This is a genomic window from Streptomyces sp. ME19-01-6 (assembly GCF_033793745.1).
Lineage (GTDB): Bacteria > Actinomycetota > Actinomycetes > Streptomycetales > Streptomycetaceae > Streptomyces.
In genome coordinates this window covers 177,939-198,142 of the sequence record NZ_JARAXF010000016.1, presented here as the reverse complement: position 1 = coordinate 198,142, position 20,204 = coordinate 177,939, and the positions used below count along the sequence as shown (strand labels likewise).

Here is a 20,204-nt window from a genome sequence, read left to right as displayed (position 1 = left end):
TGTACTCGCAGAACAGCAGGAACTGGGACCAGCCCGCGTCGTGCACGCTCTTGGCCAGACGGCCACGCGCCATTCCACGCACGTTCAGGGTCTCAGCGAAGACGGCTTGGTTCTCACTCGTCAGCTTGTGCGCCCACTGGTGATGGAAGTTCCGGCGCGCATCCGCCACTGCCGCGTGAGCGCGGGCGACCTTGATGCGGGTCTTGTCCCGGTTGTTGCTGCCCTCCTTCTTCCGCGGCAGCTCCCGCTGCCGCTTCTTCAGCTTCTTCTCTGCCCGCCGCAGGTGCCGGGGTGAGGCGATGTGCGTGCCGTCGGAGAGGACCGCGAACCGGGTGAGACCCAGGTCGAGGGGAGATCGCGGGTCCACTTGACCCGCACATCTCCGATCTTCGGCAGCCGGAGCCTGCCGTCACCAAGCAGGCGGAACCGGTCCGAGTTCGTGAACCGGGCAGTCTGCCGGTTGTCCTTGCGGGACTTTCGGCGCGGCGGCTGAACGCGAGGACCAGGCCGCTTGCCCGTCTTGGAGTCCTCATGTGCCTTCCATGCCCTGTCCAGGTCACGGAAGGTCTGCTGAAGGACGCCGACCGGCGCATCGGCGAGGAATGCCCGCTCGGGGGTCTTCTTCGCAGTGGTGATGAGCAGCTTGCCCAGCTCGGCGGCCTTCGGGATCGCCCAGTACGGGCCTTCGGCCGCGCGGTGCCTGGGATTGCCGAGCCGCTTGTTCGACAGCTTGCACGGCTTGGTGATCGCAAGCGCGTCGTTCCAGACCACGCGTCGGCACCCGAACACCCGGGCAGCGTGAATGCGCTGGGCGGGCGTCAGGGTGACGCGGTACTGGATGCGAAGCTGCATGCCAGCATCGTACGAATGTTGGCTTACGGCCGAGCACCGAAGATCAGAACAGGCAAGTAATGCCCTTTTCCTCTCTATGCGCTTGATTTTCTTTACGAAGTACCGGCATAACGTGTTCGCCGAACCAGCATGTGCGGCGCATGGAGGAGACTATGCGGGCCGTGCGCACGGATCTCGAGACCGATCTCGCCGATTTCAACGGCGAGGCAAACCACGGCCCGCCGAGACCCGACGGCCTCGGCCACGTCGGCTCCGTATACCGCGCGGGCGACGGTCCCGTCGACCGGCGTCTGGCCCTCCGACCACGCGGTGGTCGTGGCGGATCTGGCGACGGGCAACTGGTAGGCCACCCGGCATCACCTCTACTGCTCCGCCACCGGCTTGCCACCCTCGAGGAGGGTCTTCAGGGACGAGAGGATCATCACCCAGCCGCCGCTCACCCCCTCCAGCATCTTGCTGTCCCGGCTGTCGAACCCGTCGTGCGTGATGGTCAGCTTCACGCCCAGCGCCGGCTCCTCCGCCGGCTCGATGTCGAAGGCGACCCTCGACTTCTCCTTGCGGGCCTCCTCGTACTCCTCGTCCGAGCCGAACATCTCCCGGTGCATCGGGAAGATCCGGTGCCAGCTGTACGCGAGCCGCTTGCCCGGCTCCGCCTCCAGCACCTGTTGGTCCAGGTCCTCGTAGTCCCCGTCCGGGCCCATCTTCCACAGCACCGGCGACCCCACCCGCCAGTCGGACTTGGGTCCCCACCCACCGAAGTACCGCTGGGCGAACTCGGCGTCGGTCAGCGCCTCGTACAGCCGCTCCGGCGTGGTCTGGATGTAGATCGCATAGACGAATTCGGGCTTGCTCACGGTTGTTCCTTCCAGGGTCCGCTTCAGATGGCCGAGGGCGCTCAGCCGCCCGCGCTCGTATTTGCCGATCCACCGATCCGATATCTCCTGGATGGGCACCGGATTCAGGTAGTGCAGCTTTTCCCGCCCCCGTCGGACGGCCGTGACCAGCCCGGCCGTCTCCAGCACTGTCAAGTGCTTGCTCACGGCCTGCCGACTCATCTCCAGGCCCTCGCACAACTCCCGCAGGGTTTGCCCGTTCCGCGTGTGAAGCCGGTCCAGCAGACGCCTGCGACTGGCGTCGGCGAGCGCCCGGAATGCGTCGTCCATGTGGTCACCCCTCGGTGACCCAGAATGGCAACCATCCGGTTGCCTGTCAATCGGCGGCGGATCCGTCCGCCGCCGTCCCGGACGGCCGCCTCGCACGTCTGTGACCAGGTCGGACACGGCTGACCGGCCCGGGACGGCGGCGGACTGTCCGGGACGCCGCGGATCCGTTGTTCCGCCCGGGCCGCCTTGGTAGGCATGTGATTGCCGGCCATCGAGCGACATCACGGTCCGCTCGATCCCGACGAGCTGGAAAACGGGGAGAAGAGAAGTGACAGCCACACAAAGCGAATGGGAAACGGCCACCCTCTCGGCCATCGACCGAGACCCGCGCGCAGAGGAAAGTCTTCTGCTCTTCAGGGTTCTCGGCCCCATGAAAGTCCGCGGCGGAGAGGGACCGGCCTCGCCACTCCGGCGAGCCATTCTCACCGCCCTTCTGCTCCGCACCGGACAGGCCATCACGGTGGCCGAGTTCACCGAATTGCTGTGGGACGAACCGCCCGCCTCCGCCACGGCCAACATCCGCAGCCACCTCACCGCCCTGCGCCGCGACCTCGACCAGATCGAACCGGGCCTGAGCCGGCGGGTGCGGACCTGTCGCGGCAGCCAGAGCGGCTACGCGCTGGACGCCGCGCCCGAGGAGTTCGACGTGCCGATGTTCATGGTGTCCGCCCGGCACGGCCGGAACCTGCTGCTGCGCGGTGACGCGGACCGGGCGCTGGCCGCGCTGGAGAAGACGGTGGCGCTGTGGCGCGGTCCGTTCGGCCCGAGTCTGCCGCCGACCCGCTGGTTCGGCGCGCATGTGGCCGGGCTCAACAGCGCGCGCTTCGACGCGTACCAGGATCTGTTCACCGCCGCCGTCCTGGCCGACCGCACCGAGACGCTCACCTACCGGATCGAGAGCGCCATCGCCGAGGCCCCCTATCGGCAGCGCTTCTGGGAGTTGCTGTCCGCGGTGCACTGCATCAACGGCGACGCCGTCGGCGCCCTGGACGTCATCGGCCGGTGCCAACGCCTGTTCGCCGACGACCTGGGGCTCGATCTGCCGCCGAACGTCGCGGCGATGCGGGCCGCCGCCCTGAACTGGGACCGCCAGGCGGCCCTCCGCCTCGTCACGGCCCAGGCACAGACACAGACACAGACACAGGCCGCCTGACGCCTGTGCGGGCCGTATGCACAGCCTGTGCGCGGACCCCGCTCTTCGCGGTGCAGCCAAGCAACAACGGCCCCGCAGAATGAATTCACGGGACGCCGGAAGAGCGGGGCAATCGACACCCGCATTCAGTCCGATGAAGGAGACAGAAAATGCAGCCGGAATTCGAGGGTGACATTTCCCTCGTGGAAGAACTCGCGGAGCAGGACTTCCACGACACCACACAGAACGGCGGCACGCTCGCCGACGTCTTCACCAGCCGGTACCTCGGGGGAGGCGCGTACGGGTGGTTCTGCACCCTGACCAAGGAATGCCAGCCCAACTGCAACTGACGAAAAACCGGAGAAGGGAGTTGTCATGGACCAGGACACGAACATCCTCGGCGCATGGGACGAGGCCGAGCTCGTCGAACTGAGCGAGGCAGACACCCACGGAGGCACCGGACCCGTCTGCGTCCTCCTCGGCATCACCGGCATCGCCGCCGGGGTCTCCGCGGCGGTCTGCCCCACCACCAAGTGCACCAGCAGGTGTTGAGCGCCGGACATCCCGTTCGGTGAGTGCGTAAGCACATCGAGACGGAGTGGGAGCCCGCCGACGGGCTCCCACTCCGCCGGCTCCACCGCATTCCAGTGCGTCCCCGCAAATATGGAGTATTACGAGTCGTGAAATCCTCAGCCCTGTACTATCCGGAACTGAGCGAAGCTCAGATCGCGAATTCCATTGCGCCGCTGGCGCAATTCGATGAACAGACCCTCGAAGTATTCCGAGGCACCGAAAGCACCAGGGCCGCCGTGTCTCCGGGCGCCGCCACTCGCGGCGCGGTCGCACAGTGGTGCGCGGCCACCGAGCGTTATCCGTTCCAGAAAATCATCAGGAACGCCGCCGCCTCGCTCGCCGACCCCGATCCCATCGCCCCGTTCGCGCCGCTGTTCGCCGACCCCCTCGCCGTGCTGCGGCAGGTGCTGGAACGTGCCGAGGCCCGGCTGCGCGAGGTGTACACCAGGCCGTTGGTCGCCGCCGTCAATCAGGCGCGTCAACGCGGTCGGCTCGTGGGCACGAACCCGGCTGTGCGGTACGAGTATTTCGTCGACCAGTCGATCCGCGGTTCCTTCGAGGAACTGAGCGGGCTGTCGTTCCCCGTGCTGCGGAATGTCACGCGCGTCGTACTGGCCTACGAGGTACACAACTTCCTGGAGCTGTGCCTGCGGCTCATAGCCGACCGGGACGCCATCGCGGACACCTTCGGCATCGACGCGGCGGACCAGATCGTCTCCTGCGGGTTCGCCGACGGCGACGCCCACCACCACGGCCGCAGCGTGTCCGTCCTCGAGTTCCGGTCCGGCAGGAAGCTGGCCTACAAGCCGCGGGACGTGTCCTGCGAGGCCGCGTACGCCGTCATCGCCCGCGAGGCCAACGAATGGCTGGGCACCTCCCTGGTCGCCCCCGAGGTCCTGGAGCGGGCCGGCTACGGATACGTGGAGTACGTGGCGGCGGCGGACGTCGCCGACATGTCCGCACGGTTCATGGAGGCGAGTGGCGAGCTCGCCGCCGTGATGTACCTGCTCAACGCGCAGGACATGCATGTCGAGAATGTCGTGGCCACCCGTCGCGGCCCGGTGCCGATCGACCTGGAGACGATCCTCCAGCCCGTCAGGATCCACCTCGGTCCGCCGGAGGAGACACCGGGCAACGCCCACCACAGGATCGCGCAGTCGGTCTACGGCATCGGGATCCTGCCGCTGCTCATGGCCGGGCGGGACGAGGACTCCGGCTATGTCGATCTCGGCTTCCTCGGGGAGCAGGGAGGCGGCGAGTCGCCGTTCAAGTCCCTGCGGTTCGACGCTCCGTTCACCGACGAGGTGCGGCTGACGCTGCGCAAGCAGGCGGCGGAGAAACGGCGGACGGTCGTGGGGACGCTGAGCCAGGACGAGGTCCACGCGCTGGGCGAGCGGATGGCGGCCGGATTCACCCGGGTGTGCCGCGCGGTGATGTCGGACAAGGGACGCTGGACGGCGCTGGTGCGCGAGGCGGCAGCCGGCGTGCGCGTACGCTACCTGCACCATCCGACGATGGTGTACGCGCAGACGCTGCGCACGGCATCGAGCGCCCGGGCCATGAGCGACCCCGCGTCCTATCTGGCGGTGCTGAAGCGGGTGGCCATTCCCGGCGGGTCCGCCACGCGCGCGATCGTCCGGTCCGAGCTGCGGCAGCTCGCGGGGCGCGACGTCCCCTACTTCACCGTCGGCGCGGCGGACGTGGCCCTCACGGACGGCGAGGAGACCGAGGTCGGGGCGTTGCTGGCCGGCTCCCCGCTCGATGTGGCCACGGCGAAGGTCGCCGCCCTGACCGAGTTCGAGGTGGGTGAGCAGCTCAGACTCATCCACTCCGCGTTCTCCTGCCGCTTCCCCGACGACCATCTGACCTCGGCCGACAGCTTCGGCCCCGGGCTGCCCCGCAATACGGCGAGGGGACGGCCGACGGGGCGGCCGGGCGACACGCTCGCCGGGGTCGTGACCCGGCTGTGCGACACCATGGTCGCCTCGGCCCTGCCCGACCGGTACGCCCGCCTTCCCCACACCTGGATCGGTCCGCTCGCCTCCGCGCAGGCCAACCGGCCGTGGCCGCCCGCGGTGCTCGGATACGACCTGTACACGGGGAGGGTCGGCCCCGCGCTGGCCCTGGCGGCGGCCGGCCGTGTCCTGGACCGCTCCGCCTACCGCGACCTGGCCACGCAGATCTTCTCGGCCACCGCGGAGGGCCTGTCCGATCCCCCGTCCGGGACATCGGACACGCGGCGGGCGGCGCCCTTCTCGGCCTACGCCGGATCGGCCGGCACACTGCTCACGCTGGCGTTGGCGGGCCGGCTGCTCGGAGCGCCCGGTTGGGTCCGCGTCGCGCAGCAGGCGGTGCCAACCGTGCTCGACCTCGTGGACGACCAGCCGACGGCGGACCTGCCCCTGGACGTGATCAGCGGGCTGGCGGGCGTCCTGTCCTGCGTGACCGCGATCGGCGGACCGCACAGTGACGCCTCGGCCGCCGCGCTGACGGCCATGCTCACGGACGCCCTGCGGCAGGACGCGCACCACCCCGTACTCGACCAGTCCGGCTTCGGACACGGGGTCAGCGGCGTCATCCACGCGCTGAGCCGGGCCTACCCAGGCCTGCCCGAGGGCCGGCGAGCAGCCGTCGAGGCCACGCTGTCCCGTCTGATCGGCCGACTGCGGGACTTCTACGACCCCGCCGAGGGCGACTGGTACTCCAACGTGGCCACCCCCTGGTCCTTCGCCACCGGCTGGTGCCACGGGTCGGCCGGTATCGCGCTCGCCCTCACGGCATACGGCGCGGTGTCCGAAGACGCGTCGGTGGAGCGGATGCGGAAGGTGGCCGTGGGGAACATGCTCCGCCGTGGCTTCGGGCGGAATCTGACCTGGTGCCACGGCGATCTCGGCAACCACGACATCCTGTCCGCCGTGGCGAGCACCGAGGAATCGCTGCGCGCCGCGGTCGAGGAGGTCGAGCGGACATGGCTGCGCCCCGAGGTGTTCGCCCGCAAGGCCGGTGACACGCGGAGCCGGTACGCGCACACCAACAGCCTCCTGGTCGGGACCGCCGGGATGGTGATCCATCTCGTCAACCGCCTCGATCCGTCCGTTCGTCTGTCCCCCGTCGATCTGACAGCGGAGGGCCGATGACATGACGTGGAACATCATCGGCCGTCGGTCCGCCCCGGCCCGGCGCGTCCCGACGATCACGCAGGTAACCCAGACCGAATGCGGCTTGTGCTGCTGCGTCGCGGTCCTGCGCTACCACGGGCGCGCGGAGGAGATCTCCAGCGCGCGGCAGGTCATGGAGGCCGGCCGGGACGGCCTCAGCGCCACCCAGCTGGCCCGCTTCCTGCGGGAGCGCGGCATGGAGGCGAAACTTTTCCGCGTCAAGGACGTGTCGGCCCTCGCGAAGTTCACCTCGCCGGTGATCCTCTACTGGGAGGACTACCACTTCGTGGTCCTCGAGCGGTTCGACGGCCGCAGGGCGGTCATCATGGACCCGGCGCTCGGGCGTCGGCACCTCAGCAGGGAGGAACTGGAGGCCGCCTTCAGCGGCATCGCGGTGGCCGCCGAGCCCGGCCCCGACTTCGAACCGACGCCCCGGAAGTTCATGGCGGAGTGGCGGGGCATCCCGCTCTTCGCGAAGGGTTCGCGCAGGCGCATCGCGCTGGTGGGACTCCTGTCGCTCGGTGGATACGGCGGAACCCTCGGCATACCGATGCTGACGGAATGGGCGGTCGATCGATACGCCCGCTGGGGAGGTCTGGACGACCTGGCCACGGTCCTTTCGGTCATCGTCGCCGTAGCCGTCGGGTATTTCGCGCTCTACCTGCTCAGAGTCGCCGTTCTCTCGTCCGTGGTGGCGATGATGGGCGAGCATCTGATGATCCAGACATTCTCCAAGCTGCTCTCCCTGCCGTACAAGTTCTTCACGACACGACAACCCGGCGAGCTTCTGTTCCGGCTCAACAGCGTGAACGTGATCAGGGATCTCCTGTCCTCACGCGTGGCCCAGGGCGTGCTCGACATCGGAACGCTGCTGTGCGTGAGCGGCTATCTGCTGATCGCCGAATGGCGCCTCGGCCTGATAGCGGCCGGCCTTTCCCTGGTCAACGCCCTGTATCTGGTGAAGACCCGGGTCCAGGTGCTGGAGTCCGTGGACGCGGAAATGACTCAGCTGAGCAAGAGCCAGTCGGCCCAGCTGGACGCGATCGTCTCGGTGCCCACCATCAAAATGGGCGGCTATGCCGCCGAGTTCCTCGCCGGCTGGAGCAAGGTGTACGCCTCGTCGCTCAACGCGATGAAGGACCGCATGCGCCTGCAACAGGGCCGGATCTCGGGTCTGACCTCCACCACCCAGATGTTCGGCCCGCTGATCCTGCTGCTGTCGAGCCTGTACCTCGTCGGCCACGGGCATATCTCCCTGGGCCAGGCCATGGCGGTGCAGACGGTGTCCGGCACCTACTTCGCGCTGTCGACCTCGGTGTTCCAGACCTGCACCGAGTTCGCCGAGGCGTCCCGCTACATGGCGCGCCTCAACGACATCACCGAGACGCCCTCGGAGGACCGCGGCGGCGACCTCAAGCGGCTGCCCTCGACCTCCATCCGCCTGACCGACATCGGCTTCCAGTACACACGCCACAGCGACCCGGTCCTGAGCGATGTCTCGATCGACATTCCGGCCGGGGCCAAGGTCGCCCTCGTCGGCCCCTCGGGCTCCGGTAAGTCCACCCTGGGACGGATCATCTGCGGACTGTACGAACCGACCCAGGGCACCATCGAGTTCGGCGGGCGGGACATGAGCGAATACGACAAGGATTCGCTGCGCCGCTCCATCGGATACATCCCCCAGGAAGTGCATCTGCACAATCGCACGATCCTGGAGAACCTCACGATGGGGCAGGACATCCCCGAGGAACAGGTACGTGAATTCTGCGAGAGCGTCGGAATCCTCGACTTCCTCGAGGACCTTCCCATGGGGCTCAACACGGTGGTCTCGGAAATGGGCGCCAACTTCTCCGGCGGTCAGCGGCAGCGCCTCGCCATCGTTCGGACCCTGCTGCAGCGGCCCTCGATCCTGGTGCTCGACGAGGCGACGGCCTCGCTGGACACCATCAACGAGCGACGCGTCACGGACATCATCCAGGACATCGGGGCGACACAGATCATCATCGCCCACCGACTGGCGACCATCAAAGCGGCCGACCGCATTTACGTGCTCGACGGCGGGCGCGTCATCGAGCAGGGCACTCACGAGGAATTGCTGAACGGAGGATCGGTCTACATGAATCTCTACGCGGACAGTGACCCCGATGTCCTGGTATCGGGGCGGGAAAGCACGACCGGCCCGGAGGGCCCGATCCCCGACCCGGACGTTTCCATCCCCGCCTTCCTCCCGTTCTACCAGCACCTCGTGCCCAGGAACTCCGTGGCCTCGGCACTGCACGAGGTGATGGCTCCGGCCACGCGCCCCGAACGACGCGAGGCGGTGGTGGACACCATCTGGGGGGAGCTGCTGACGGCTGTCGAGGGCCACTCCTTCCGGACGCTGATCGGCGAGTTCCACACCTTCCGCGAGGGCCTCGGGCTGCCCATGACGACCGACGGTGACGAGGCGCTGCAGCGGTTCCGGAGGCATCTCGGCGCGCCCGGCACCTGCCGGCGCATCGCCGACGCCTACCCGGTGCTGCGGCAGCGGCTGACGACTCTGGCGGACAACTCGCTCGACGCCTACACCGACATGTTCGCCGCGTACGCAGCGGACCAGGAGGCACTGCTGGCCGACGGTCTGACGCCGCGCCCGGCGGCGGCCGGAGAGCTGATCGAGGACATCTTCCTCACCGGCTCCGACCCGCACAACGACAACCGTCAGGTGATCGGCGTGCGGCTGACCAGCGGCACCAAGCTGGTCTTCAAGCCGCGCGCCCTCGCGACGGACCGCTTCGTACGGGTCCTGTACACGGCCGCCGACCCCTACCTCACCTTCTCGCTGCGGGACTGCCTGCCCGTCTCGGTGACGTCCGGATCCCATGGCTGGCAGCAGTTCGTCCCGTCGGAGCCGATGACCTCACCCGATCAACCGGCCCGGTACTTCTACCGGTTCGGCGCGCTGTGCGCCGTCCTCTCCGCCATCGGCGCCTCCGACCTCCACGACGAGAATCTGCTGGCCCGCGGCGAACACCCTTGCGTCATCGACACCGAGACCATCCTGCGGCCGGACGTGGGCGTCGAAAACGACACCCTCCCGCACCTGCTGCTCAATCACATGAAGCTGTCGGTCGTCTCCACGATGCTCGTCCCGGCGAAGAGCCCGGCCTCCCCCGTCGACTTCCTCATGGCGGGGGTGGGCGTGGCCGGCGACCAGCCCTCCAAGATGACCAAGACGGTGATCCGCGACATCGGCACCGACAGCATGTCCGTCGGGCGGGACCCCATCACCTACCGGCAGGACGCCAACCTGCCACGGCTGGGGGACGCGCCGCTGTCCGCGACCGACTACTTCTCCGATGTGCTGGCCGGCTACTCCGACGCCCTCGAGTTCGTACGCGGCGGTGCGATCCCGGCGCTCCTCGACGCCCATCGGGACATGCCCGTCCGGTATGTGCTGCGGGCGACGCTGGTCTACAGCCGATTCATGGACGCCTCGACGCACCCGTCCTACCTCGCCCGGTCCGAGGAGGCCGAGCGGCTGTTCGGGCTGCTCGGGAACTCCGGCCAGTTCACGCCCGAGTTGGCCAGTCGCGTCGGCGCCGAGGAGCGCGCCGGTATGCACACGGGGAACGTGCCCTATTTCAGCTCGCGTGCGGACTCCACCGACCTGGCGACCTCGCGGGTGCGCTTCCCGGAGGCGTTCAAGACCTCGTCGGTTGACCACGCCCGGCGTGGCGTCACCCTCAACGCCGCCCGGCCGGACGGCTACCACCACCACCTGCTCGAGGAGTGCTTCGGCGAGGTGTTCGGCGAGGACAGCCCGGCCGGGCTGTCCCGGCACAGCGTCTTCGCGGCGCCCCTGCGGCACGCCCGCCCGGGCACATGGTGGCCGGAGATCGCACGGCGGATCGCCGACCTCGGCGTAACCCTGCACACGCCGGACGGTCCGCGGACCGGCTGGCTGGGCGGCATCGGCCCCGGGCGGGCCGCGGCCACCATCACCCCGGGCAACTTCGTCTCGTTCCACGACATGGGCGGCATCGTCGCCTTCCTGAACCGGGCCACCCGCCTGGACGACGGCTTCCTTCACCTTCACCTCCGTGCGGACCGGGGGCTCGACGAGCTCCTCGCGGACTACGGCGAGATGCTGGACCAGACGCCGGAATCCGTGTTCAGCGGCGCCTCCTCCCTGCTGCTCACCCGGCCCCAGGCGGCGCCGACCGAATGGCTCGGACCCGTGCTCGACAAGGTCGACGCGCGGTCCGCGGCGGGCGACCTGGAGACCGACCTGAGCAACGGCCCGGCCGGCCTGCTGATGGTCCTGCTGTCCCGCCTGGAGGCCGGCGACGACCCCGCCGCCCTGTGCGGCGAACCCCGGCTCGCGCGCCTGCGTGATCTGGCCCTGGGCCACCTCCAGGCTCCCAGGACCGCGCCCTGGTTCGACCTGGCGCACGGCGAGCTGGGGCTCCAGTGGGCCCGCGCCCGCATCGGAAGGGTCCTCGGCGACGAGGCTCTGGCCAGGGAGTCCGCCGACTGGCTGACCACCCGGGCCGGGTCCGGCACGGGAGGTTCGCTCGCGGGGTGGTGCAACGGCGCCGCCGGCCTGCTGCTGGCCTCCGCCGAGATCCTGTTCTCCGCCGGCCGGGCGGACGAACTCTCCGGCCGCCGACTGACGACCCTGGTCGAGGCGGCGACCCGGCTGCCCGCCCGCCGGCCGGTGGACCTGTCGGTCTGCCACGGCAGCAGCGGCGTCGTCCAGTCGCTGATCGCCACGGGACGGGTGCTCGGCGACGACTCCCTGCTGGCCCGGGCGCACGAATACCAGGGGCTCGTCCTGGCCAGGGCCCGCGAAAACGGGTTCTACACGGGATCGCCCGGCCGGACCTCGCTGCTCGGTTACATGCTCGGCTGGGCCGGTATCGGGGACACCGACGCCCTCCTGTACGCCGCGGAGCAGAACCACGACGACGGCTTCTTCCGCGTCCCGACGGCGATGACCTCGGGGTTCGCGCGGTCGGCCCAGCCGGTGGGCTGATCACATGCCCGAGGGCCGCCTCCGTGTGCAGTGAGTATCGGACAGCGACACGCCGTCGTCACGGCGTGTCGCTGTCCCGTATCAACCGCGGAGTCATATGCCCTTGCGCATCAGCAGACGCCCGTGGCGCAACGGCCGCTCCCCCTCGCGCGGCTCACGCATCATCCGGCCGACCTCGACGAACCCGGCCTCGCCGGCCAGCCCCGCGAGCTCGTCGATCGGCCACCGGTAGGCCGTCGTCACTTTGTGGTCGAACTCCGTAACCGGGTCACCCTCCGACTCGAAGAACGAGAGCAGGAGGTGGCCTTCAGGCGCGAGCACCCGCCGGAACTCCGCGAAGAACGAGGGCACGTTCTGCGGCGGGGTGTGAATGGTCGAGTACCAGGACACGATGCCGTTCAGCTCGCCGTCGGCCAGGTCCAGGGCGTCCATGGAGCCGACCTCGAACCGCAGGTCCGGGTATGTCTCGCGGGCGATATCGATCATCACGGGCGACAGGTCGACGCCGAACACATCCAGCCCCAGGTCCCGCAGGTGCGCGGTGATACGCCCAGGGCCGCACCCCAGCTCCGCGACGGGTCCGGCGGCCGCGGTGGCCCGCGCCACCTCGGCGAACGCGGCGAGCAGCGCGCGGTCCAGCGGAACGTGGTCAAGCTCATTGCGGACGAGTTCGGTGTAGAGGACGGCCACGGCGTCGTAGGCATCCGCTGTGGTACTGAGGTGGGAGGAAAGGTCGTCGGTCACAAGCGAGGACCTTAGAGCCTCCTTCCCCGGTTGACCTTCACACTGATGTGAGGCTTTAGCCTTCCTCCGCCGGGATTTCCGACGACGAAGGAGCAAAGATGCCGGGAGCAGTGATCATTGGAGCGGGGCCGGGGATCGGCCAGTCGGTTGCCCGCCGCTTCGCGCGCGAGGGCCTGCCGATCGCCCTTGTGGCACGGTCCGAGAAAACACTGACGGCGGCAGCGGAGACCCTCTCCCCCACCGGAGTGCCGGTCACCTCCCTGGTCGCTGACAGCAGCGACGAACACGCCCTGCGCGCCGCTCTGGATGCCGCGATCGAGGAATTCGGCCTGCCCGACGTCGTGGTGTACAACGCGGCGATCATCCAGTCGGACTCGCTCGGCGAGCTGTCCGTATCCGCGCACCTGGAGGCCTGGGCCGTCAACGTGGTCGGGGCGATCACCGCCGCCGCGCATGTCGTACCGGCGATGGCGGAGCGCGGCAGCGGTTCGTTCCTCATCACCGGCGGGATGCCCGAACCGAAGCCGGAGTACGTCAGCCTCTCCCTCGGCAAGGCCGGTGTGCGGTCGTTGGTGACGCTTCTCGGCGAACAGTACGGCGCCTCCGGCGTGCACGTGGCCACCGTGACCGTGGACGGCCCAGTCGCCCCCGGCACGGATTTCGACCCGGATCTCATCGCCGAGCACTACTGGCGGCTGCACACCCAACCACAGCACGCGTGGGAGCCGGAGGTCCTTCACACCGGGCGCACCGCGCCCTGACGCGGATGCCGGCATTCAGCCCTTCGCCGCCCCGGACCCCGAGGCCGTGTCGATCACCTCGTCCAGGATGGCGCGCGAGCGCCGCAGGTCCTCGATCATGCGGTCGATGCGGTCCCGCTCCGCCGTGAGGTCCGTGACCAGGCGGGCGTCGGCGGTCTCGGACGGGCCGCCGTCGGCGTCCCTCATACACGGCAGCAACTGCCCGATCTTGGAGCTGGACAGCCCCGCGGCGTACAGCTCCTGGATGCGCAGCACCCGGTCGACGGCGGTGTCCGTGTAGTCGCGGTGGCCGCCGGGGGTGCGCTGCGCCGTCAGCAGCCCCCGCTGCTCGTAGTAGCGCAGGGACCGCTCGCTCACTCCCGTACGCCGGGCCAGCTCACCGATCCGCATGACGCACCTCACACCGTACGAGCTTGAATCTGACATCAATGGCAAGTTCTACGGTACCCGCATGACGAACACGGCAACCACATCCCGCCTCTTCACCGCCACCCGACTCGGCCCCTTGGACCTGGCGAACCGCCTGGTCATGGCACCGATGACACGCAACCGCGCCGACGCCGACGGCAGCCCGACACCGCTCATGGCCGACTACTACGCCCAGCGCGCCTCCGCGGGGCTGATCATCGCCGAAGCGGCCACCCCCAACGCGGTCGGCCAGACCTATCCCAACATCACCGCCATCCACACCCACGCCCATGTGTCCGGCTGGCGGCAGGTCACCAAGGCCGTGGACGCCGCGGGCGGCGGCCCGATGTTTCTGCAGATCCAGCACGGCGGCCGGGTCGGACACCCCGACAACAGCGGACTGACCCCCGTCGCTCCCTCCCCGATCCCGCTCCCGGAGACGATCCACACCCCCACCGGCCGCCAGGACGCGGTCACTCCCCGCGAGATGACGCGCGAGGACATCCGGACTACTGTCGACGACTTCGCCGCCGCGGCCCGCCGCGCGCTCGACGCGGGGTTCGCCGGTGTCGAGGTGCACGCCGCCAACGGCTATCTCCTCCACCAGTTCCTCGCCCCCAACACCAACCGGCGCGACGACGCCTACGGCGGCACCGTGGAGAACCGCATCCGGTTCGTCGTCGAGGTCGTCGACGCCATCGCCGAGGCGATCGGCCCCGAGCGGGTCGGCCTGCGCGTCTCGCCCGGCAACCCCGTCAACGGCATCGCCGACACCGACGCCGGCATCCTGTATCCGGCGCTCCTGGCGCGCCTGGCCGACAAGAACCTGGCCTACCTCCACGTCGTCCTCGCCGACCCCGATCAGCCCCTCTTCCAGCGCATCCGGGCGGACTGGCCCGGCACGCTGATCGCCAACCCGGTCCTGGGCAGGGGCCGGATCCCCGCCGACGGCGGACGGCAGGCGGCCGAACGGCTCCTGGCCGCGGGAGCCGACCTCATCTCTCTCGGCCGGCCCTTCCTCGCCAACCCCGATCTCGTCGAACGGCTGCGCACCGGGGCGCCCGTGAACCCGGTCCGCGACAAGTACCTGATGTACGTGGGCGGCCCGACCGGCTACACCGACTACCCGACCCTCGACGCCGTACGCTGATGGCCGTGCGTACGACGGCGGCCCCAGACGACGAAGACCCGGGGGCCGTAGCGGCCCGCCTCACCGGGCGCCCGGTGACCGGTCGGCGTCCGCTGTCGGGGACGCTCGCCGAAGTCGTGCTCGACGGCGGGCAGGTGGTGATGGTCAAGCGCGGCTCGGACCCCGGCGCCGCGCGGGCCGAGGCGGCGGGGCTGCGCTGGCTGGCCGAGGCCGGTGCGGTCCGTATCCCGGTGGTGCACGCCCACGACCCGCGGTGGCTGGTGACCGAACAGGTCCCGACCGGCCCGTCCAGCGCCCGCGCCGCGGCCCGGTTCGGCCGCGACCTGGCCGCCCTGCACGCCGTCGGCGCGCCCGCGTTCGGCGCCCCGCCGCCCGGCGGGCCCGAGGACGCGTACATCGGGCTCGCCCCGATGCGCAACGTCCCCGGCGCCGACTGGCCCCGCTGGTACGCCGAGCACCGGGTACTGCCGTATCTGCGCCGCGCGGTGGACGACGGCACGATCCGCCCCACCGAGGCGGCCCTGGTCGAGCGCGTCTGCGAGCGGCTGCCCGAGCTGGCGGGCCCCGCCGAGCCGCCCGCCCGGCTGCACGGCGACCTGTGGAACGGCAATGTGCTGTGGGGCGCCGACGGCCAGGCCTGGCTGATCGACCCGGCCGCCCACGGCGGCCACCGCGAGACCGACCTGGCGATGCTCCACCTGTTCGGCTGCCCGCATCTGGACCGGGTGCTGGACGGCTACCAGGAGGCGGCGCCGCTCGCCGACGGCTGGACCGACCGCATCGGCCTGCACCAGCTCTTCCCGCTGCTGGTCCACGCGGTGCTCTTCGGCCGCGGCTACGCCGAGCAGGCGCTCGCGGCGGCCCGGGCGGCTCTGGCGACCTGACGCGCCCACCAACTCCCTTACGTCCAGCCCCTAGACGGGCCACCGAGATCCCGCGACCGGATCCCGGCACCACACATACTGCTGGTCCGGCTCCACGGTCATGCCGAAGTCATACAGTTCCGGACTGCCCTCGCTCACCCACCAGTCCCGGGCCCGCTCCAGTTCCTCGACGAGACGGCGCGGCCCGCCCTGATGCGCGATGGCAGCGCCTTCATTGTCGGACTCGGACAACATGGCCCACGACGAGACACCGTCGTGGACCCAGACCGCCGTGCCGTCGCCTGCGTTCATGATGACTACCACGTCGGGCAGGACGACACGCACGACGAACAACAGGTGCGCGTCAACCCGGAGCGACAGCAGCTCCCGTGCGACCGGCCGCTCGTCCTCCGGCGGCCCATCACCCCGTACCTCGCTCCACCCCAGTCGCGCCTCACTCCCCCGACTGGGCATGAACATCGCCAGCCCCTGCACCCAGCCCGTCGCCGAGCCACCGCCCTCGGCCACGGTGAGAGCCACATGCCCCAGCCGCCCCCACGGGGTGACGATCCGCCCGCCCCCACGCGTCTGGGCCACCCACTCCCAGGGCACCCGGTCCACGGCGTAAGTCGAGATCACCCGGTCGTACGGCGCGCCGGCCTGCCATCCGAGGCTGCCGTCGCCGACCTGCACGTCCACATCCGCCCCCACCACCGCCAGGGACCCCCGTGCCCCTGCCGCGAGCCCCGGATCCACCTCGACACTCACCACCCGCCCCGGCCCGGCCCGCCACTCCAACAGCGAGGCATTCCATCCCGCGCCGGTGCCCAGCTCCAGCACGCGATGCCCCTCTTGCAGCATCAGAGTGTCCAGCATGTCCGCCACGACGGCCTGGCAGGAGAGACTGGACGACGCCCGGCCGCCAATGACCTGAGTGACGGCCGGGTCGCTCGGCCCCGCGTACACCTCGGCGGCCCACCGCTCCGGATCCTCGGCGCGGTCCACCGGCTCGTAGCGGAAGCCGTCCCAGCGCCAGAGCCGGTCCGGGGCGAACAGATGCCGGGGCAGGGCGGCGACGGCGTCCCGGATCCACGGGGAGCGGTCGGGCCAGTCGCCACCGGCCTCCATGGCCTCGGCCAACCGCATCTGCCGCTCTTCGAACGGGGGCAATGGAGACTACTTCCTGTGCGTGCCTGCCGGCGGTGGCGGTTTGGGCACTTGTCCATCCGTGTTCCCTGGCGGCGGCGTGCCCTGCCCAGGATCGGGATCCGGCTTGTTGTGCTTTCCCACAGCGGCTCCTCAGCCTGACTATTGATCAGCCCTGCCTGCCAGCAAGGTGGTTGATTTATTCGCCATGAATAAGAATAATTCAGAAGGAGACTGAATAGTCAAGGGGGCCTGAGTGAAGCTCATCCGCGTACGCGGCAACTGCAACGACGAGAAGACATGTCCGACGCTGTACAGGACCGATCACCACACGGCAGTGATCCAGGGCTGGACCGTGGCCTCCCCACGAACATCGAGTGGGATCTCTCCCGCGTCCGACGAAACGGCCGTGGAGATCCCCGCCGAACTGGTGGCCGAGGCCCTGGCGACCAACGGGGCGAGCAACCTTCTCCGACCAACAGATCGGGGCACCGTGGTGATTCACGGTCCGGCCGTCACCGACCCAGAAGCCCTGGAACAACTGGCACTCCCCGTCGAAGAGTCGGCCATCGAAGTCCCCATCCATCTCCTGTCCGAGGTGTTCGCGCATGTTGAGTAGCGATGAGATGAACGCGTACTTCGACGAAGCGCGCTTCGAGTGGTTCCGCCTCGAAGCACTCAGCTCATACCGCACAGCAGTGGAGCAGCCACGTTTCCGCGCCTACATGGCCGGAGAGCCCTACGACCCGAACGCCGAGCCGAAAGGGTGGTACGAGGAGATCGAGCGCCGGACCGGGGAGGGCATCGCCTACCGCAAGGTCCGTATCGCGAACGGCCCACTGACCGACTATGAACGGTGGGAGTTCGAGTGGTCGTACACGCCCACCGAGCGCCGAGGGCAGCGCACTTTCGTTCTCGATCGAGCGGAGACCCCCAACGCGCCGGACCTGCCCCACTACGACTACTGGATGATGGACGAGCGCGTGGTGCTGCGCATGCACTACGACGACCACGGGAAGTTCACCGGGGCTCAGCGGATCGACGCTCCAGACGAAGTTGCCGCGCATGTGCGCTACAGAGACTCCGCCCTGGCGGCCTCGGTCCCGTTCCCCGACTACTGGAACGCCCACCCCCAATACTGGCGGCAGAATTGGCAGGACACGGCCATGTCCTGATCCACGACCCGAAAGCGCCGCTTCGCATGAACCCCGAGCGTTACGCCACTGACCGCCAGCGGCTGGCTGCCGCCTTGCGCCACCTGCGCAAGGCGGCAGCCATGACGGGATCACAAGCGGCCGGCAGCGTCGGCATGTCACAGCCCAAGATCTCCAAGCTGGAGAACGGCCGGCTGTTGCCTTCGGTCGAGGACGTACGGACTCTGCTGACGCTCTACCGGGCGGACGCGGCCCAGCAGGACGACCTACTGGACCTCACGGCGCGGCTGCACACGACCGTCGAGAGCAACCGGACGATCCTCCGCCGGGGCGCGGCCCGACAGCAGACGCAGATCGCCCAAGTCGAAGCCGAGGCGGTCAGCTTGAAGTACTTCTCGCCCATCGCCATGCCAGGTCTGCTGCAAACGGCCGAGTACGCGCGGCGCGTCTTCGCCCTTGATCTGTCGGGGACAGAACTGACCTCGGCCGTCGCGGCCCGACAGCAGCGCCAGCAAGCCCTGTACAACACGGAGAAACGATTTACGTTCGTCCTCACGGAAGCAGTGCTGCGCTGGGGGTTCTGCCCGGAGGAGGTCATGGCCGCACAGATCGGCCACCTCGCCTCCATCGCCACGCTGGCCAATGTGGAGATCGGCCTGATCCCGTTCGCCTCACGCCCCAAGGATCTTCCTCTACACGGCTACCAGATCTTCGACGACCGCCTGGCCACCATCAGCCTGGAGCACGCGACGATCAGTGTGACCGAGCCCCGCGACATCGCCACATACCTCAGGTTGTTCTCCACGATGTCGGAGGCCGCCGAATGCGGCGAAACGGCGCGGGCCCGTCTCGCCGCCATAGGCCGCGAGTATCAGTCTTGACCGAGGCCGTCGAACCACCCGGCCTTGACGGCCGCAAGGAACGGTGCGAGCCGGGCAGGGGCGGCTGTGAGGATCACATGAGGAGCGTCACTCTCACGTATGAGTATGTGGCCGCCGTGCCGAGCGAGCTCAACGCAATTGGCCCCCTCCCCTTCCGAGAACGAGGACTTCTTCCATATGGGTATGACGGACATGCCAGAACTCTCACATTTCTTGCGCGATGCCGCGAATAGTCCCCCGCGATGCACGGATGCCCAGTGAGACACCTGCGAGGACATCGTAGATCGCGCGATACTTGGCGAGTTGGGCCTCGGCGTCCAGAAACGCACTGCCGTAGGCGGTATCGACCGTCGCGGTGTCCAGGCTGGGGATGACCCCACCCGCATACAGGAGATTCTGCGCCGACCCGATGAACTTCTCTGAGGCGAACGGGATCACGCGCAATGTCACGGTAGGCCACTCGGACACCTCCAGCAGGTATTCCAACTGGGCCTTCACCACCTTCCGGCCGCCACTGCACATGCGCAAGGCCGCCTCGTGGATGATGCCGTCGAACGTCGGCGGCGATGCGCGTTCGAAGATCAGACGCCGCCTGATCCGGTGCTCCACCCGAGCCTCGATCTCGCTCTCGGGGAGCGGGGGGATGACCGACTCGAAGAGGGAGCGCGCGTAGTCCTCGGTCTGGAAGATGCCGGGAATCGTGAGTGCCTGGATGGAGTGGAAGTACGTGGCATGGTGCTCAAGCTCCGCGAGATCGAGGAATGACGGCGGCAGAACCCCTCGGTACTCCTCCCACCAGCCCTTGCCACGCTCCTCGGCCATCGCGCACAACGCGTCCACCAGCCTATCGTCAGCGGCGGAGTAAAACGCCGCGAGGCGCCGCACTCGCTCGGCACTGACGCCCCAACGCCCTGACTCCACATGACTGATCTTGGCCTGGTTGCCCCCGATCATCTCCGCCGCCGCACGGGCGGGCAGCCCGGCCGCCTCGCGAAGCTTTCGCAGTTCGGCTCCCAGCCGCGCCTGACGGACCGTGGGGTTGCTCCTGGCTGGCATCGCGCTACCTCTCATCAATCGGCCTGCGTGCGAAGCAGTGTGGCGCGCTACCGTCGCGCGGATCTACTTCGTGTCACCCACAGGTGTGAAGCTTCCGCATCAAGCTTGTGGCGCATCAAAGCTGCGCCCTACGGTCGCGTCGCACA

19 protein-coding genes and 1 pseudogene are annotated in these 20,204 nt (G+C 69.0%); 11 read left to right on the top strand and 9 right to left on the bottom strand.

The genetic code is table 11. The features are described 5' to 3' along the window. Positions 1 to 16 precede the first annotated feature (16 nt). The 4 genes and pseudogenes from PV419_RS53425 to PV419_RS30655 form a co-directional block, all read right to left on the bottom strand. Positions 17 to 367: pseudogene (locus PV419_RS53425) on the bottom strand (RNA-guided endonuclease InsQ/TnpB family protein); the annotation flags it as partial. After that, entirely contained in the window at positions 259 to 852 is a 594-nt protein-coding gene (locus PV419_RS30665) for a helix-turn-helix domain-containing protein (RefSeq protein WP_319694489.1), read from the bottom strand. The pseudogene PV419_RS53425 and the gene PV419_RS30665, both read right to left, overlap by 109 nt. Positions 853 to 944: 92 nt before the next feature. Further along, the gene (locus PV419_RS30660) at positions 945 to 1,202 is read right to left on the bottom strand and encodes a hypothetical protein (RefSeq protein ID WP_319694488.1); all 258 of its coding nucleotides are present in this window, start codon (positions 1,200 to 1,202) and stop codon (positions 945 to 947) included. Between the two features lie 12 nt (positions 1,203 to 1,214). Then, complete coding sequence (locus tag PV419_RS30655) at positions 1,215 to 2,015, bottom strand: metalloregulator ArsR/SmtB family transcription factor (RefSeq protein WP_319694487.1); 801 nt, start codon at positions 2,013 to 2,015, stop codon at positions 1,215 to 1,217. A 370-nt stretch (positions 2,016 to 2,385) separates the two neighbouring features. Here PV419_RS30655 and PV419_RS30650 point away from each other — a divergent pair, with 370 nt between their 5' ends. From PV419_RS30650 to lanM, 5 genes are all read left to right on the top strand, one after another. After that, a complete protein-coding gene (locus PV419_RS30650; protein WP_319694485.1) occupies positions 2,386 to 3,168 on the top strand; it encodes an AfsR/SARP family transcriptional regulator in 783 nt (260 codons plus the stop codon). Positions 3,169 to 3,317: 149 nt separating this feature from the next. Continuing rightward, complete coding sequence (locus tag PV419_RS30645) at positions 3,318 to 3,497, top strand: plantaricin C family lantibiotic (protein WP_319694484.1); 180 nt, start codon at positions 3,318 to 3,320, stop codon at positions 3,495 to 3,497. Between the two features lie 25 nt (positions 3,498 to 3,522). Then, positions 3,523 to 3,699, top strand: coding sequence for a class II lanthipeptide, LchA2/BrtA2 family (locus tag PV419_RS30640; RefSeq protein ID WP_319694483.1), 177 nt, complete (start codon positions 3,523 to 3,525; stop codon positions 3,697 to 3,699). A gap of 257 nt (positions 3,700 to 3,956) precedes the next feature. Continuing rightward, entirely contained in the window at positions 3,957 to 6,857 is a 2,901-nt protein-coding gene (locus PV419_RS30635; protein WP_319694481.1) for a type 2 lanthipeptide synthetase LanM family protein, read from the top strand. 1 nt (position 6,858) lies between these two features. Next, positions 6,859 to 11,895, top strand: coding sequence for a type 2 lanthipeptide synthetase LanM (lanM, locus tag PV419_RS30630; RefSeq protein WP_319694480.1), 5,037 nt, complete (start codon positions 6,859 to 6,861; stop codon positions 11,893 to 11,895). Between the two features lie 93 nt (positions 11,896 to 11,988). Here lanM and PV419_RS30625 read toward each other — a convergent pair whose 3' ends face one another. Further along, complete coding sequence (locus PV419_RS30625) at positions 11,989 to 12,639, bottom strand: class I SAM-dependent methyltransferase (protein WP_319694478.1); 651 nt, start codon at positions 12,637 to 12,639, stop codon at positions 11,989 to 11,991. A gap of 98 nt (positions 12,640 to 12,737) precedes the next feature. Between PV419_RS30625 and PV419_RS30620 the strand changes: the two genes are divergently transcribed. Next, the gene (locus PV419_RS30620; protein ID WP_319694477.1) at positions 12,738 to 13,400 is read left to right on the top strand and encodes an SDR family NAD(P)-dependent oxidoreductase; all 663 of its coding nucleotides are present in this window, start codon (positions 12,738 to 12,740) and stop codon (positions 13,398 to 13,400) included. 15 nt (positions 13,401 to 13,415) lie between these two features. Here PV419_RS30620 and PV419_RS30615 read toward each other — a convergent pair whose 3' ends face one another. Further along, on the bottom strand, positions 13,416 to 13,790 hold the full coding sequence (locus PV419_RS30615) for a MerR family transcriptional regulator (protein WP_319694475.1): 375 nt from the start codon (positions 13,788 to 13,790) through the stop codon (positions 13,416 to 13,418). Positions 13,791 to 13,851: 61 nt separating this feature from the next. On the opposite strand from PV419_RS30615, the gene PV419_RS30610 reads away from it, so the two are divergent. Together PV419_RS30610 and PV419_RS30605 are read left to right on the top strand one after the other, a co-directional pair. After that, complete coding sequence (locus tag PV419_RS30610; protein WP_319694474.1) at positions 13,852 to 14,958, top strand: alkene reductase; 1,107 nt, start codon at positions 13,852 to 13,854, stop codon at positions 14,956 to 14,958. Between the two features lie 5 nt (positions 14,959 to 14,963). Next, positions 14,964 to 15,842, top strand: coding sequence for a fructosamine kinase family protein (locus tag PV419_RS30605; protein WP_415925408.1), 879 nt, complete (start codon positions 14,964 to 14,966; stop codon positions 15,840 to 15,842). Between the two features lie 30 nt (positions 15,843 to 15,872). Here PV419_RS30605 and PV419_RS30600 read toward each other — a convergent pair whose 3' ends face one another. Then, positions 15,873 to 16,991, bottom strand: a complete 1,119-nt coding sequence (locus PV419_RS30600; protein WP_319694470.1) for a protein-L-isoaspartate O-methyltransferase — start codon at positions 16,989 to 16,991, stop codon at positions 15,873 to 15,875. Between the two features lie 232 nt (positions 16,992 to 17,223). Between PV419_RS30600 and PV419_RS30595 the strand changes: the two genes are divergently transcribed. The 3 genes from PV419_RS30595 to PV419_RS30585 are packed head-to-tail and all read left to right on the top strand — an operon-like array spanning position 17,224 to position 19,002. Further along, the gene (locus PV419_RS30595) at positions 17,224 to 17,586 is read left to right on the top strand and encodes a hypothetical protein (RefSeq protein WP_319694469.1); all 363 of its coding nucleotides are present in this window, start codon (positions 17,224 to 17,226) and stop codon (positions 17,584 to 17,586) included. Beyond that, positions 17,576 to 18,142: a DUF6879 family protein gene (locus PV419_RS30590; RefSeq protein ID WP_319694467.1), complete on the top strand. Its 567-nt coding sequence runs from the start codon at positions 17,576 to 17,578 to the stop codon at positions 18,140 to 18,142. The genes PV419_RS30595 and PV419_RS30590 overlap by 11 nt, the downstream gene beginning before the upstream one ends. A gap of 26 nt (positions 18,143 to 18,168) precedes the next feature. Further along, positions 18,169 to 19,002 (top strand): helix-turn-helix transcriptional regulator, encoded by an 834-nt coding sequence (locus PV419_RS30585; protein WP_319694465.1) that lies wholly within the window; start codon positions 18,169 to 18,171, stop codon positions 19,000 to 19,002. Here PV419_RS30585 and PV419_RS30580 read toward each other — a convergent pair. Beyond that, positions 18,993 to 19,196, bottom strand: a complete 204-nt coding sequence (locus PV419_RS30580; protein ID WP_319694464.1) for a DUF397 domain-containing protein — start codon at positions 19,194 to 19,196, stop codon at positions 18,993 to 18,995. The two genes, PV419_RS30585 and PV419_RS30580, sit on opposite strands and share 10 nt — an antisense overlap. 10 nt (positions 19,197 to 19,206) lie before the next feature. Next, entirely contained in the window at positions 19,207 to 20,058 is an 852-nt protein-coding gene (locus PV419_RS30575) for a helix-turn-helix transcriptional regulator (RefSeq protein ID WP_319694463.1), read from the bottom strand. Positions 20,059 to 20,204: the final 146 nt, after the last annotated feature.